This is a genomic window from Candidatus Tisiphia endosymbiont of Melanophora roralis (genome assembly GCF_964026575.1).
In the GTDB taxonomy this organism is placed as follows: domain Bacteria; phylum Pseudomonadota; class Alphaproteobacteria; order Rickettsiales; family Rickettsiaceae; genus Tisiphia.
In genome coordinates this window covers 288,822-304,045 of sequence record NZ_OZ032161.1, presented here as the reverse complement: position 1 = coordinate 304,045, position 15,224 = coordinate 288,822, and the positions used below count along the sequence as shown (strand labels likewise).

At 31.2% G+C, this 15,224-nt stretch carries 15 protein-coding genes; 5 read left to right on the top strand and 10 right to left on the bottom strand.

Going from position 1 to position 15,224, the window contains the following annotated elements:
* Positions 1-2: 2 nt before the first annotated feature.
* The 3 genes from rpsL to AAGD53_RS01475 form a co-directional block, all read right to left on the bottom strand.
* Complete coding sequence (gene rpsL, locus AAGD53_RS01485; RefSeq protein ID WP_341747241.1) at positions 3-386, bottom strand: 30S ribosomal protein S12; 384 nt, start codon at positions 384-386, stop codon at positions 3-5.
* 166 nt (positions 387-552) lie between these two features.
* The gene (locus tag AAGD53_RS01480; protein WP_341763016.1) at positions 553-1,242 is read right to left on the bottom strand and encodes an RNA methyltransferase; all 690 of its coding nucleotides are present in this window, start codon (positions 1,240-1,242) and stop codon (positions 553-555) included.
* A 139-nt stretch (positions 1,243-1,381) separates the two neighbouring features.
* A complete protein-coding gene (locus tag AAGD53_RS01475) occupies positions 1,382-1,756 on the bottom strand; it encodes a helix-turn-helix domain-containing protein (RefSeq protein ID WP_341747243.1) in 375 nt (124 codons plus the stop codon).
* Positions 1,757-2,208: 452 nt separating this feature from the next.
* On the opposite strand from AAGD53_RS01475, the gene AAGD53_RS01470 reads away from it, so the two are divergent.
* The gene (locus AAGD53_RS01470; protein WP_341763015.1) at positions 2,209-3,027 is read left to right on the top strand and encodes a YihY/virulence factor BrkB family protein; all 819 of its coding nucleotides are present in this window, start codon (positions 2,209-2,211) and stop codon (positions 3,025-3,027) included.
* Positions 3,028-3,198: 171 nt separating this feature from the next.
* On the opposite strand, the gene fabG is transcribed toward AAGD53_RS01470, so the two are convergent.
* From fabG to AAGD53_RS01455, 3 genes are all read right to left on the bottom strand, one after another.
* Positions 3,199-3,924 (bottom strand): 3-oxoacyl-ACP reductase FabG, encoded by a 726-nt coding sequence (gene fabG, locus AAGD53_RS01465; protein WP_341763014.1) that lies wholly within the window; start codon positions 3,922-3,924, stop codon positions 3,199-3,201.
* Between the two features lie 2 nt (positions 3,925-3,926).
* Positions 3,927-4,967, bottom strand: a complete 1,041-nt coding sequence (gene recA / locus AAGD53_RS01460) for a recombinase RecA (protein ID WP_341763013.1) — start codon at positions 4,965-4,967, stop codon at positions 3,927-3,929.
* A gap of 170 nt (positions 4,968-5,137) precedes the next feature.
* Positions 5,138-7,381, bottom strand: a complete 2,244-nt coding sequence (locus AAGD53_RS01455; RefSeq protein WP_341763012.1) for a tetratricopeptide repeat protein — start codon at positions 7,379-7,381, stop codon at positions 5,138-5,140.
* A 569-nt stretch (positions 7,382-7,950) separates the two neighbouring features.
* On the opposite strand from AAGD53_RS01455, the gene AAGD53_RS01450 reads away from it, so the two are divergent.
* Complete coding sequence (locus AAGD53_RS01450) at positions 7,951-8,604, top strand: nucleoside 2-deoxyribosyltransferase (RefSeq protein ID WP_341763011.1); 654 nt, start codon at positions 7,951-7,953, stop codon at positions 8,602-8,604.
* 220 nt (positions 8,605-8,824) lie between these two features.
* Here the strand turns inward: AAGD53_RS01450 and AAGD53_RS01445 are convergent, their stop codons facing one another.
* The 3 genes from AAGD53_RS01445 to AAGD53_RS01435 all read right to left on the bottom strand — a co-directional run bounded on the left by AAGD53_RS01445 (position 8,825) and on the right by AAGD53_RS01435 (position 10,984).
* Positions 8,825-9,112 (bottom strand): transposase, encoded by a 288-nt coding sequence (locus AAGD53_RS01445; protein ID WP_341763010.1) that lies wholly within the window; start codon positions 9,110-9,112, stop codon positions 8,825-8,827.
* 283 nt (positions 9,113-9,395) lie between these two features.
* A complete protein-coding gene (locus AAGD53_RS01440; RefSeq protein WP_341763009.1) occupies positions 9,396-9,932 on the bottom strand; it encodes an NUDIX hydrolase in 537 nt (178 codons plus the stop codon).
* Complete coding sequence (locus AAGD53_RS01435; RefSeq protein ID WP_341763008.1) at positions 9,929-10,984, bottom strand: mannose-1-phosphate guanylyltransferase; 1,056 nt, start codon at positions 10,982-10,984, stop codon at positions 9,929-9,931. The genes AAGD53_RS01440 and AAGD53_RS01435 overlap by 4 nt, the downstream gene beginning before the upstream one ends.
* Positions 10,985-11,072: 88 nt before the next feature.
* On the opposite strand from AAGD53_RS01435, the gene AAGD53_RS01430 reads away from it, so the two are divergent.
* The 3 genes from AAGD53_RS01430 to rpsD all read left to right on the top strand — a co-directional run bounded on the left by AAGD53_RS01430 (position 11,073) and on the right by rpsD (position 14,184).
* A complete protein-coding gene (locus tag AAGD53_RS01430; protein WP_341763007.1) occupies positions 11,073-11,846 on the top strand; it encodes a LicD family protein in 774 nt (257 codons plus the stop codon).
* 8 nt (positions 11,847-11,854) lie between these two features.
* On the top strand, positions 11,855-13,144 hold the full coding sequence (locus tag AAGD53_RS01425; RefSeq protein ID WP_341763006.1) for a DNA recombination protein RmuC: 1,290 nt from the start codon (positions 11,855-11,857) through the stop codon (positions 13,142-13,144).
* Between the two features lie 422 nt (positions 13,145-13,566).
* A complete protein-coding gene (gene rpsD / locus AAGD53_RS01415; protein WP_341755185.1) occupies positions 13,567-14,184 on the top strand; it encodes a 30S ribosomal protein S4 in 618 nt (205 codons plus the stop codon).
* Between the two features lie 273 nt (positions 14,185-14,457).
* Here rpsD and AAGD53_RS01410 read toward each other — a convergent pair whose 3' ends face one another.
* Entirely contained in the window at positions 14,458-15,216 is a 759-nt protein-coding gene (locus tag AAGD53_RS01410) for a rhodanese-like domain-containing protein (RefSeq protein ID WP_341763005.1), read from the bottom strand.
* Between the last annotated feature and the right edge of the window lie 8 nt (positions 15,217-15,224).

The window sequence follows — 15,224 nt, the reverse complement described above, 5'->3', positions numbered from 1 at the left end:
AATTATTTTTTTACAGCTTGCTTCGCTGATGTACCATAACGTGAGCGTCCTTGCTTACGATTTTTTACACCCTGAGTATCATAAGCACCGCGTACTATATGGTACTTAACACCTGGAAGATCAGGAACCCTTCCGCCCCTTACCAACACCGTAGAGTGTTCTTGTAAATTATGCCCTTCACCAGGTATGTAAGCATTCACGTACTGCCCATTACTTAAGCGAACACGTGCCATTTTACGAAGAGCAGAATTAGGTTTCTTAGGAGTAACAGTTTTCACTATTACACAAACACCTTTCAAAAATGGATTAGATTCCAAAGCTGGGGATTTTGTCCTACGAATCTTCGACTGTCTTCCAAAACGTACTAACTGATTGTTTGTTGGCATTCAATACTCCAAATTTTTCCTTTTGATATTATCTATCAACCCTTAAAGCTATAGGGAAAACCATATACTGCACCACTTTCACTATTAAGTGGCAACAAGTGGAACTATAGCTATTTTTTTTATAAAAGCAACGAGTTTTTAACAACATTGACTAGATTAGCTATTTTTATGAACTTAGGGTTGTAATTACCCCCCTTAAAGTTTGTAGTTCTGTACTAGATAATTTATCTATACGAGTAAAAATATTCATAATATTTTGAGTCATGTGTAATTTTTTCTCAGGCACTTTAAAGAAATTCTTTTTGTTTAATTCAGTAAACAAATGTTCAAAGAAATATCCTAACTCTCCTTTTGATGCTACGTCCTGTTCATTACTAACATTCATTCTCAGTTGTTTATTACGAAATAGCTCATAACATATAATAATTACTGACTGTGCAATGTTAAGAGAACTAAAACCCCCTGTATTAATGTTAATAATTTTATGGGCATAAGTAATTTCTCTATTTCGCAAACCACAATTTTCACGACCAAACATGATGGCAACTTTAAGACCTGTAGGATAATCCTGACTTAAATGCTCTGATAGAACATAGTTTTTATTGATATTACGTGTTGCTGAACTTGTTGCATATAAATAATCAATATCCTCTATACTTGCTTCCAAACTATCATAAATCTTAGCATTATCTATGATATTTACCGCTGATACCGCCATATTACGTGCCTGTTCATTCGGCCAACCATCTCTAGGTGAAACGATTCTCAACTCTGAAACATCAAAATTCTTCATTGCTCTAGCAGCAGCACCAATATTCTCACCCATTTGAGGTGCTACTAAAATAATAATTGGCATAAATATCTTTGATTAATATGTAATTATTTTCTTCTAAATAGCTACTTAATTCCTACTAACTACTCGTATATAATTACTATACTCTTTCATCTCTGCCAACTATTAGTTTCATAATGAGCCAATGATTTTTTTATTTTATCTAATCTTCTTTAATCAAAGAACGTATCAATGCATTAACTGCTTGCTGATGTTCTGAGTTACGAATTTTCATAAAATTCCTTGACACTTCTATACACATACGCTGATGTTGAGTAAGTACAGGCTCGACATTGTCAGCATCTTCTAAACCTTGATAGAAATAATCGATATTTTTATCTAATGCTTTAGCAATAAGAACCAACCTACCTATTGATATTCTATTAATACCCTTTTCATATTTTTGTAACTGCTGATGTGTTACCTCTATTACCTCTGCAAGTTGTTGACGTGACAACCCCTTGGCAAGCCTTAGAGAATAGATTTTCCCACCTATAAACTGATCAACTTTTTGTATGTAGTCATTTCTTCGTACCATAATTAACTCCCTTATGCATGAACTATTAAATTTTAAGAATATAATAGATTATTAACAAATAAAAAGACTACTGTCATATATTATATAACCTAGAAAGCCAACAATTCACATAGGAATACCCACATGTAAACTGTCTACTATCAGTAAGTATTGATTATATTTTTTGTTTATGTACAAGTAGTGCTTAATATTTTTTAACTATTATATAATTATACTGATCTTATAGATACTTAGCAACCTTGTAAATTATAATTTCATTTTTATCGTATTTTTTTAACCTTTTTTTTACTATTCTAGATAGAATAAGACTAAAAAATTAAAATCATAGAATTAACTAGGATATTTAAAGAATTATTGCAGAATGTTAAAAAATATACTTAATATAAAAAGTGATAATGTTGAATTTTATATATATACTTGAATGATTATATAAAACAAAAGAAAGTTACTTGATGAAAAGAATTATAAAATGCCTATATCAGGCAGCCTTTAGAACAATTGAACATGATGGTGTTGAACATTCAGGGTATATGTCATTTATGGTACTCCTAACAATCTTTCCTTTTTTAGTTTTTTTGTTAGCACTAACAAGTTTTGTTGGAGCATCAGAACTGGGAAAGAATTTTATTACTATTCTTCTTGAGAGTATGCCAGAACTGGCTACTGACTCAATAAAAACTAGGATAAACGAACTTGGAAAAACTCCTCCTCAAAGTCTAATGACCTTAGCGATAATGGGAAGTATTTGGACGGCTTCATCTTTTGTTGAATGTTTAAGAACAATTTTAAATAGGGTATATGAGATAAAATCTCCTCCTACCTACATAAGGCGAAGATTACTTAGCATAGCACAGTTTTTAGTAATCAGTATATTCATTACCTTTGCCATGCTTATTCTTATTATAGTACCAATAATATTAACAAAACTACCGATAATTTTACAAATGATAGAAGAACATAAGCACACTTTAACCCTTTTTCGATATGCTATCATTTTCTGCTCATTATTTATTACCTCCTCATCACTATATTATATAATCCCTAATGTAACATTAAATTTTACAGACGTAGTTCCTGGAGCTTTATTAACGGTAACTTTATGGGTGATAAGTGGATATTTATTATCTACCTACATAATATATTATAACCAATTAAGTATAATATATGGTTCACTTGGTAGTATAATAGTGACTTTAATATTTTTTTATATTATTAACATGATTTTTATATATGGGGCAGAATTTAATTACCTACTAAGAGAATATCCTTGAAAGCAGAAGAATATATCTGCTTTCAAGAAAAGCTATCGCAAAACTTTGAGGCGTGCATGCACGAACAATAGTTTACTACTATAGTCAATTGATGAGAAGTAGATAGCATCGTCTTCGCTCGCCTATTACATACAATAGGCGTCGCTCCATTTCATAATTTCACTTCTTCAATTATATCATCAACATTCCACCATTAACATGGATAGTTTGACCGGTGATGTAGGAAGCTTTGTCGCTTGCTAGGAAAGCTACTACGTTTGCAACATCTTCGGCTTCTCCGAAAGTTCTAAGAGGAATTTTTTGCATTATAGCCTCTTTTTGAGCTTCGTTTAATTTATCAGTCATGTTTGATTTAATAAAACCAGGAGAAACTACATTAATTGTGATACCCCTACTTGCTACCTCAATTGCTAGAGACTTTGTCATACCGATCAAACCAGCTTTGGAAGCACAATAATTTGCCTGTCCTGGATTACCAGAAACTGCAACCACAGATGATATGTTAATTATTCTACCATAACGAGTTTTCATCATTTTCTTTATCGCTTCACGATTTAGAATAAAGCTAGCTTTTAAGTTTATATCTATAACTTGATCAAACATTTCATTGGACATTTTTATTGCCAGCATATCTTTAGTGATTCCGGCATTACAAACTAAAATGTCGATTTGTTCAAGACTAGACACCAAGTTAGTACATTCATCAATATTTGCTAGATTACATGGTACTATCGTATAATTATCTTTTAAGTTATTTGCAAGTTCTTGTAATTGCTCTTGGTTACTACCACTAATTATCACATGACTACCAAGAGAGTGGAATAGCTTAGCAATGCTACCACCAATTGTCCCAGATGCTCCAGTAATTAGAGATTTTTTAGCAGTTAAATCTATCATTTCTATTCTTCCTCTTCTATAGTTATCGTTTCGCTATCAAAAGTAACACTAGTATTATGAGAAGACTTTTGACGAATTAGTTGTTCTATTTCAGAGCAGATAGCAGGGTGTTCTCTTAGGTAATGTTTGACATTTTCTCTACCTTGACCTATACGAGTGTCATTATATGAAAACCAAGAACCTGATTTTTCTATTATTTCAAATTTAACACCAAGATCAATTATCTCGCTTTCTCTAGAAATACCACTACCATACATTATATCAAATTCTGCCGTTTTAAACGGTGGAGAGACTTTATTTTTAACAACTTTAATCTTAGTTTGGCTTCCTACTAGATCTTCTTTATCCTTGATTGTTGAAATTCTTCTAATATCTAGCCTTACTGAGGCATAAAATTTTAAAGCATTACCACCTGTGGTAGTTTCTGGACTACCAAACATAACGCCTATTTTCATTCTAATTTGGTTAATAAAAATAATTATACAATTAGTTCTTGAAATTGATGCAGTGAGTTTTCTAAGTGCTTGGCTCATTAATCTAGCTTGTAACCCCATATGAGAGTCACCCATTTCCCCTTCAATCTCTGCTTTAGGCACAAGAGCAGCAACACTATCTATAACGACCATATCAATAGCTCCAGAACGTACTAGAGTATCAGTTATTTCAAGTGCCTGCTCTCCAGTATCTGGTTGAGAAATAATAAGCTCGTCAATATTTATGCCAAGTTTTTTGGCATATGCTGGGTCTAAAGCATGTTCTGCATCAATAAAAGCACAAGTACCACCTTTCTTCTGTGCTTCAGCAATTACATGTAGAGTTAAAGTGGTCTTTCCTGAACTTTCCGGCCCAAAAATTTCAATAATTCTTCCCTTAGGTAAACCACCTATACCGAGTGCCAAATCAAGCCCTAGAGATCCTGTTGGTATTGCCTCAACGTCTACAGCAGGGCGTTGACCAAGTTTCATGACAGAACCTTTGCCGTAACTTTTTTCAATCTGGCTAAGTGCAGCAAGCAATGCTCTTTCTTTGTCTATAACGTTCATTTCTAGAATCAGCTTAATAAAATTAAATTAAATTTATAAAGTAACATACGAGGAAAATCCAGTAAAATAATTACAAATATTAATATCATAGTGATTTAAAAATTGCAACTAAAAATTAAAAGAATCTATTCTTTAACCTAAAGCTGATCTGTCAACAGCAACCTTAATGTTTAATTGTTCTTGACCCACAAATCCATGTTATATTGTTTGCAATATTTAAACATATCAACGGTATTAGGGTGGTGTATACCAAACTCCTTAATTTGTGGCTTGCCAAAGAATTTGTAATTATATAAATCTTTGCTTTTACAAGCTGCTTTTGCTCCATGATTATACAAATAACTTATTAGGGCAATATTTTTACTTCTATCTCCATATAAATAATGAAGTATAACAAACGCTTCTTTGTAAGATTCTATGGCTTGCTTAAGCCTATCTTGGGCAAACAAAATATCTCCTTGTGCTATATAACTATCTGCTAAATTAGGATTCTTAGAATAATTTGCACTTTTAGAATCATTGTTTTCATTTGCTAGCAACATATGTATAGCTTTATTAATGTATTCAGAAGCTTTATCTATTTTACCTAAACCTAGTTCACTTCTTGCCATTTCTGTATAAATATCTGCAAATATTTCATGATCTTTATGCTTTATGGGCTTAAGTATATCATATAACTGTTGAGCTTGAGCATAAGCTTCTTGATATCTACCAAGAGAATTCAATATCTTTGCTCTAAATATATAAGGTCCACTAAGGATTGGGTCATTAATATGTACCCCATTTTTTATACGTAGTTCAATAACTTTCTCTTCCCACTCTAAACTTTCCTGATATTTGCCTCGTGCCTCACATAATGTACTTTTTAAAAAATATATTATAGATATATCAATTTCTTGTATTACTCCTTGTTTTGCTAGTTTTTCAGCCTTTTTAAGAAATTTTTCAGCTAGTTTTATTTCGCCTAAAAATATATAAGCCCAAGATGTATAAGAAATTAAAGTAAGTTTAAGGGAATAATTAGCTTCATCATCATCAAGCTTGTCTAAAATCTTTAATGCTCTAGTAAGATAAGAAATCATTACGTCAAAATTGCTTGATGTTATCAAATACATTCCTATTGCTACTAAGTACCTAGCATAACAAAATTTTTGAGATTCAGACATCTTCCACAATTTAAATTCTTTCTCTTTTTGACTAAACCAATCAAACATTTGTTGCGCTTTGCTGGTATTATGAAGGTTGACATACAAAGAAAATAACTCAACTCTTAAGGCAAGTATTGCGTATAGGTTAACATTATATTTTTCAGAGTTTTTTAGAATAATTTCTAAATTCTCTGGTATAGTTTTGGCCCCCCTCCACAAATATCCTGAATAAGTCCCTTTAAATTTAGGTAATTTGCTAATAATATTTTCTAAATATATTTTAGAACTATTGCCATTTCGTTCCATTATTTTATTGCTAATTATATCATGCATTTCAAAAATAGGATTATCCTCGCTAGCATTAGTATTACTGATTAGCATAAATTTAGATAGTTGATATATATCATCATCTAAAGTATCCTTATGATCAGTAATAGTAGTAAGAAGCTGTTTTGAGAAGCTTTGGTTATTTAATAAAGCTATTTTATTAAGTAATGTTACTGCATTAGGGTTTAATTGTTGAATAGCCATACTAATATTTGTTGCTATTTTATCAGTCGATTGATAAATTTTCTTTTTATATTCTTCTTTATCTAGACCTTTAATTTTATTAAGTAATTGAGCCCCCTGCACTATAAGTATTGGATAACCACTAAAAGATTGCGTTAAAAATTCGATACTATTATTATCCTTGTTGTCCAATAAGTTATTAGCTAAAGCTACAATAGTAGGTCTATCAAGTAAAGTCATTGCTATAATATTAGGTAACTTATCATTATCTTGCGAACAAAATACGACCTGACCATTATGTTCCCAATCAATTAAATCTTGTACTTTTTTATTTTCATTAACTTTTAAATTATCAAATACCAATAACCATTTACTAGTAGAAGTTAAATATGACATTACTTCTTTTTTAGCTAGAGTTACTGCTTCAGATATATTAGTTTGTTTGATAGTATTGAGTTGTTGGGCTAATTTAACAAATTGTTCATTCAAATCAAGGTTACAATCAAAAAACCAAATTAGATCATAATTATTTTTATTCTCATAACTATACATCCTAATTAATTGAGTTTTACCTATACCGCTAGTACCCACTATACTTGCTTGTCTATATTTATCTAAATGTTTCTCAAGAATTTTAAGTTGTTGCTCATGATTGACAAAATAACTAACTGGGGTGATTAAATTAGATACTTGTTTTTGAGCAAAAGTATTACTATAAATAATTAGTAATATGAATAATGTTAAAAATTTTTTCATATAATGAAACTGTTGAAAAATAAATTATGCCCTAGCGATTACGTATAAAACACATTATACGATAACTATAAAGAATAAGCAAAAATAATTCAACTTAAGTTTAAATATTAATAATAAAAATCATTAAAAAGTAGGAAAGTTTGTTTGCTAATTCTGAACCTAAATTTCACTAACCTAGTATCAGTAGGGCATCTTTACAATCTTAAAGTTCGTATAATCCCTTATGGTGATTTTTGACATGTATAACGCCGATAGACCTCTAAATTATAACCTTATCCCAACGTAACTAGTGATTTGAGCAGTATTATTTATCAGGAGTGTAAATGACATCGTCAAACTCCTCACTTAACGAGGGCATTCTGATTTGCAAACTTGCTGTACAATTTATCACATTGGAATTGATGGAATATATTTACAACATATATGATACAATTAACAGCTTGTAAATTGTTATAGTAAGTTATAAACTATCAAATGCAATAGGAAAAAATTACTGGAAATTTTATCTTGACAAATCAGTCTAGATCATAAATTGTTTTTTATTCATAACTAACATAGGACTTTAATATATGATCAATCATGTGAATTCAGTAGCATCTTCTAAGGAGAATGTAACTAAAAAATCTTATGATTTGTATTTCGCAGGTCCCTTATTTACTAATAAGGATCTTATAGGTAATTTATATTTGGCTTTAGCCCTAGAGGAGGCATCTAGTGGTAAGTATAAATGTATATTACCTCAAAATTTAGAACAAAGGGATATCCATGCTCAACACATAAAAAATAATGATTTAAAATCTGTAAAAGAAGCTGATGGAGGCATATTTAGTTTTGATGGGTCAGATCCAGATTCTGGTACAGTAGTGGAATTTATTCATAGTAAATTTTTAAATAAACCTGCAGTATTATATAGAAGTGATATTAGGTTGGTGGGAGATCATAAAAGAACCCAGGGTGATCCTTGGAATCTGATGATGTCAAATTATCCGCGTACTAAAGTTGTCATAATTGAGGATATAGTGCCAAAATACCAAGATTTATATAAGCAACATTCAGGTGATGCACACAGTATATCCAAAGCATTATCTCTTTTTATGGTTCAGTCTATTATTAAGGCATTAGATGAAGCATTTGCTACACCGCCATTAGTGCTGCCTGATAACTTAGATAAGAAAATGCTAGATAAGTACTTTCATATACTTAATGATTTAGATATGTACTAGTCAAGACGGACTATTGAAAATAGTATAACAATAATATTTTTTATTGATATAAAATACAGATAAAAATATTTAATTTTTTTTAAAAGATAATTGCTGTTAAGAGCCTTAGAACTTATAGTTCGATATATACCAAATTTATCATATAAGAATTTGGTAATTATTTTAATATTCCCATTAACTATAGTTTTGTATTATAAAATTTTTCTTTCTAATAAAGTACCTAATCTAACACTATGGAGATGGAATGTCGACCTAAATCATCATCAATTACTGTCTTCTCATAGCTACCATTACGACGATTATTATCTACTTTTTCTACTTTACTATGTTTTAAGTAGCCCAATTCATGATACAACTCACTTGCCAATATTTTTTCGACTATTTGTTTTTTGAGTTTTTGGAACAATCCATCCCGACCAAACACTTCTGACGGATTTGCTTTTGCTAACAACTCTTCTACTAGCTGATTATTTATGTTTAATTTTTCTTTATCTATTTCTTTAGCCATAATTTTCCTTTGTTTTATTTACTTCTTTTTACAGTAATCTCTTACTGCTTTTTTTGCAACTTACACAAATCCTATTATAGACTCAATCTTTCTTAATGGTCAAAATCTAGAGTATACTCGGTGAACTTCAAGAATTGGCGTCGTCGTGTCTAAATATCTCCGCTGCTCCGTTACTCATGTACGCTCCGCTGCTCAACTTTGACATTCCTAGCTCTTCTTGAAGTTATACTATCGTCTACCAACTCTTGAAATCATAGCAGTATATATTTACGAAGCCAATTCTTCAAAGCATAAGAGTGTACTTTTTTATCATCCTTTCTACTGAATTATCTAGCACAAGTTCTTGATAATTAGAAGCAAATTCTATCCATCGTAATTCGTTTGATTCAGAATTTTTTACAAAATAGTCGTTGCAAACGGTTTTTAATAAAAATCTCACATCATAATGATAATGTTCTTGGTCTATAGAATTACTAGGAATTAGATGAACATCTATATCATAAATCTGTCTAGAAACCGGTTCAATCTCTAAAATACCGGATTCTTCCTGTGCCTCTTTAATTGCTACAGCCAAAATGTCATTATTACCATCACAATGTCCTCCTGGTTGCAACCATTTATCCAACTTACGATGATGCATCAGTAAGAATTTTGTTTTATTAGAATTAAGCAAGAATCCTGAACCGGTAAAATGTCCTTCTTTTGTCTCCCTACTAAATGGATTTTGACAATTATCTAGAAAGTCCAACATCCTTTCTTTATATTCATATTCTTCTTGAAAATTGCTGACATAATTTTTTATATTTTCATGTAAGTTCATAATACTTCTTTTCGTCCCATCTCTGTCATTTCCATTACAAGCTGCTTTATTTTCTCAACTCTTGATTTATTTACGATCAGTAAAGCATCCTCAGTATTAATAATTATTATATTATCAACTCCTATTACAGCAGTAAGCTTATTATTAGAACTAATATATGAATTTGTACTATCAATGTTTATAACATCGCCTTCGCAGTAATTATTCGTTATATCTTCTTTTTGTATTTGCCATAAAGAATGCCAATTGCCAATATCATTCCAACTAAAATTGGCTTCTATCATAATCATTTGACTAATGTTTTCGATTATAGCATAGTCTAAAGAAATTGGGGTAATATGTAGGTATGGTTCTAAAGCAAGTGTTATATTATTATAATCTTTGGTTGCAAAATAATATGCATCATATGCATGTTTAAAGAGTGCTTTTTGCCATAATTTAGCCTGCTCTAAAATAAAATCTATATTAAAAATAAAAATTCCTGAATTCCAAAAATATTTGCCATTTGCTAGATAATTTTGTGCTTGTTGAAGAGTAGGTTTTTCCACAAATTGTTGGGTGTTGTAAGTTCTATCTGCTAGTAACTTATTTATTTTAATATAACCATATTCGGTATTTGCAAAACTAGGCTTAACCCCTATAGTACAAATACCAAATTTTGCGACATAATTCAAAGATTCATTAATAGTAATTAGGTACTTATCAATATCATGTATATAATGATCAGAAGGCAGTAGTATGATCGTATCATAACCGTTATTCTTTGCTTGAATAGCTGATATAATTGCACATGAAGCTGTATTTTTAGGCATAGGTTCTATTATTAAGTCTGCTTCTATATTTAGCTCTCTAAGTTGCTCTTTTGCTATTAATTCATATTCCTTAGCAATTATTAAAGTTGGTTTGCCTAAAGTTCTGTTTGTAATCAAAGTTTTTTGTATTAAACTCAAATTATTAAATATTTTTATAAATTGTTTTGGTTGCATCTGTCGTGATAATGGCCATAATCTAGTTCCTAGACCACCAGCCATAATTACTGGTTGTACTTTCATATATTATTAATTATATAATTATCTAACTAAAGCAACTTATAGTTTATAACTTTAAAAAAGTCTACTAAAATAAACATGGGAAATATATATGCACAAAAATCATAAAAAAACTAATAAGCTTTTCTTTAAAATAGCTGGAGTACTTATAATTACTTATGGTTTTTACCTAGGCTATGTAGAGTTTTATGATCACAAATGGAGATATGTAACTCCTACCGACCAACAAGTACAGAAATATACAATTAGTGAAAACAAAGCCCTAAGATTGTACCAATTAATGAAAGATACTCATGAGATATTGACTAAACATAACATACCATATTGGATTACAAGTGGTACACTTCTTGGGGCAGCAAGGCATAAAGGCATCATACCTTTTGATGATGACTTAGATATTGGCGTAATGCACGCTGATGAAATAAGGTTACAAGATATACTAACAGATTTTGTCGAGTTGGGTTATAAAACTTCTCATCAAGATTTTTACACTATATGCAACAAGGTATGTATAGATATTTTTATTTTTCGCCCAAAAGACAACATGTTTATATATGCTAATTTCAGAACGTTACGTAGATTTCCTAATGATTTCTTTTATATTAACGAAGTATTTCCACTGAGGAAATATCAATTTGGTGAGATTGAAGTTTATGGTCCTCATGAATTTAAAGCTAACCTAGATAGGCAATATCCAGAATGGGATAAATACGGGATAATTCAGCAACCGCATAGTTATTTTGTTACTCTTTCACCTATTGAACAAAAGACTAAATTCATTTTAACTCCCAAATTATTAAAGCCAGCTATGCCAACTGGTCCTTTAGAAGACCGGGTAATTCCGAAATTACTAACTAAAGAGTAAACTTATCAATGAGTTATATTCCATTATTGCTTACTACCGGACTTGTTGTTTTATTTGGTTTATTTGCTTGGTTTTATCATAAGACAACCAAATTAAATGCAGAATTAGGCTTTCTATCAAATAACTATTTAGAAGCAAATAAGCAGAATCAAATTTTGCAGCAAGAGAAAATTTCTTATATACAAAAAATTGAGCAATTATCTAGTAAAGTAGACTATCAGAATCAATTGATAACTGAAGCAGATAAAGCAAGACAGGAGTCATATGCATCGGCAAAAAATGCTTTATTTGATCTTGGTAATGAATTGTCTAAACAATTAATTGAAATTCATAGACGGGAAAATCAAGAAGCAAGGGAATTATCAGAAAAAAATATTTCGGGGGCAACAAGCAAATTTAATAACGAGTTTGAACGTTTAATAAACATGGTTGGGTCATTAAGTAGGGATATCGAACAATCTAAAGGAACAGTAGACATTATTAAACAATCCCTTCTTTCTCCATCTGGAGCTGGATTACTTGCTGAAATTACTCTTGAGAACATTCTAAAATCATCAGGTCTACGTTCTAATTTAGACTTTATCATACAATATTCTGTGACAACTACCGATAATTTAAAACTTAGACCAGATGCCCTAGTTTTCTTACCTTCTGGTAACTTAATGGTTATAGATGCAAAAGCTTCAAAGTTTTTAGTAGATTTAGGGCAAGATAGTTCTAATCTTAGTAAAACCATGAATAATCATTTAAAATCCTTAAATAGTAAAGATTACGCGGAAAATATTTTAGTTAGTTTCCAAGATAAAAAAGAACATTTTTCTAATATAGTTACTTTGATGTTTGTCCCTACTGAACAAGCAATTGAAAAAATTCTGATTGCAGATAATAATTTTTTATACAAGGCTTGGAAAAGCAATATTTTCCCAGTTGGTCCAGCAGGACTTATGAATATGCTATCATTTGCTAAATTCCAAATTTCAGATTATAGACGGTCAGAAAATCACAAATTAATTATAGAAGAGGTAAGAAAATTATTGACCTCTATTGCTTCGTTAGCGGAGCATTCGCAGAAACTTGGCAATAATATTCAGCATATAGTCAATAATTATGATAAATTTGCCGCTTCTTTTAATCGACATTTTTTATCTAAGGCTAGGAATATTCAAAAATTAGGCATAGATATTGGTAACAAAACAATTCAGCATCCTATAGAGCGTTATCAGCTTGTTTCATCAAAATCTGAAATTATTGATGCCCAGTTGCTCGAACCATCCGATAAAATCACGGAATTAGAATAGACCTCTTGTATAATTTGCTTATGTTGAGGAATTCGCAGACACTTCCATAATTTCAAAAAATGAGGAATTGACTTTAATTGTTAAAATGTATATACTTAAATGATTTGAAGAATTGGATTTGAAAATAGACTTCTTTCGAAACTCGCTTATGCACAAGGGTGTGAAGGAGACGCGGAATCTCGACCCGCAGCGTACTCTAATGTACGTGAGGATTCGAGTACCGCATTGACGTACAAATCACCAGCAGAAGTAGAGTTTCGAAAGAAGTCTAATGAATGGTGAGCAAGCGGAACGTACATATAGTATAGTTACGCATGCGAATCCATGATATTTTCAAAAAACAATTTTTCAAAGCAGAAGAGTATACTTAAATTAACGTCATAATGACGTCAGTATGATATCAAAATTATGAGACATAGAGCGTGACAAAAATTATTAATTCTAAATATAAGGCTAGCAGAAGACTTGGTGTAAGCCTGTGGGGCGATAGTAAAGATGCCTTCAATACAAGAAATTATCGTCCTGGTCAACATGGTCAGAATAGTATGGTTAAAACTTCTGATTATGGTCTACATTTGAAGGCTAAACAAAAACTTAAATGCCATTATGGTAGAATTAACGAGAAGCAATTTAGAAATACTTTTACTCTCGCACAAAAAATGAAAGGCAATACGGGTGAAAATTTTATAGCCCTGTTGGAAAGAAGGCTTGACGCTGTTATATACAGAATGAATATTGCACCAACGATTTTTGCTGCAAGACAATTTGTTACCCATGGTCACATTAAAGTGAATGGTAAAAAGGTTAATATCCCAAGTATAAGACTAAAAGAAGGAGATGTCATCGAGCTAAAGGAATCAGCAAAACAAATCCCTGTAATACTCGAGACAGCTAGCAAACAAGGAAACATTGTACCAAGCTATTTAACTTTTGATTCCAATTCATTGTCTGGTCAGTTTGTCAGAATCCCAGTAATTTCTGATGTTCCGTACCCATTTGAACCAGAAGTACATTTAGTAGTTGAACTCTATTCAAGATAATTAAGAGACTAAATATCATCCCTGCTTCGATGCAGCTTACTCGCCATGTTATCACCATGTAGGCAGGGGGCTATAATACTTAACACATCCTTCTAGGCTATTTTTTTAGATATTAGCCTATGTTGGGATGACAATTCATATTAAAATCTGACCCTGCCTATAATAGCTTATTAGATATCTTTCGAAACTCGCTTATGCGCAAAATGTACGTGAGGAGCAGAGTACCGGGAGCATGAATAAATTACCAACAGAAGTAGAGTTTGCCAAAGATATCTATTGATTACCACGTTCCAACCAATGTCCTTCAGCTGGTGACAAGTCACTTGCCACAGCTCTTCTGTCATCAAATACAAAACATTCTCCTTGCCATAACCTATTACGATTATGGGTCACTTCTAAATATTGTAAAATACCGCCTTTAAGATGGTACACATCATTAAAACCCAGTGTCTTCAAATAGGCTGTTGATTTCTCGCATCTAATCCCACCAGTACAAAACATTGCTACTTTTTTTCCAGCAAGTAATTCTTTATTCTGCTCTACCCATTTGGGAAATTGCTTAAACGTTTCTGTCTTCGGATCTATAGCCCCTTTAAAAGTACCTACACAAACCTCATAGTCATTTCTAGTGTCTACTAATACCACATTATTTTGGCTAATAAACTTGTCCCAGTCCTTTGGTTCAATATACTCTCCTTTAAGATTTGCAATATCAAGATCCCCAACTGTCATAGCAATAATTTCTTTTTTCAGCTTTACTTTTAATTTTTGAAAAGGATGGATATCACAATAATTTATTTTAATATTTACATCTTCCGCAGATGTAAGTTTTATAATTTCATCTACTAAAAAATTTACCTCTTCTTTTGTCCCAGAAATTGAACCATTAAATCCTTCTGGAGCTAAAAGAATAGTACCCCTAATTCTTCTTTTTTTACCAATAAGTAAAATCTTTGGCAGCAAAATCTCAAGGTTTTCTAGGTTAGTAAAACTATAAAAACTTAATACTGCTATTTTAAAATCATTATCCATACTGACTT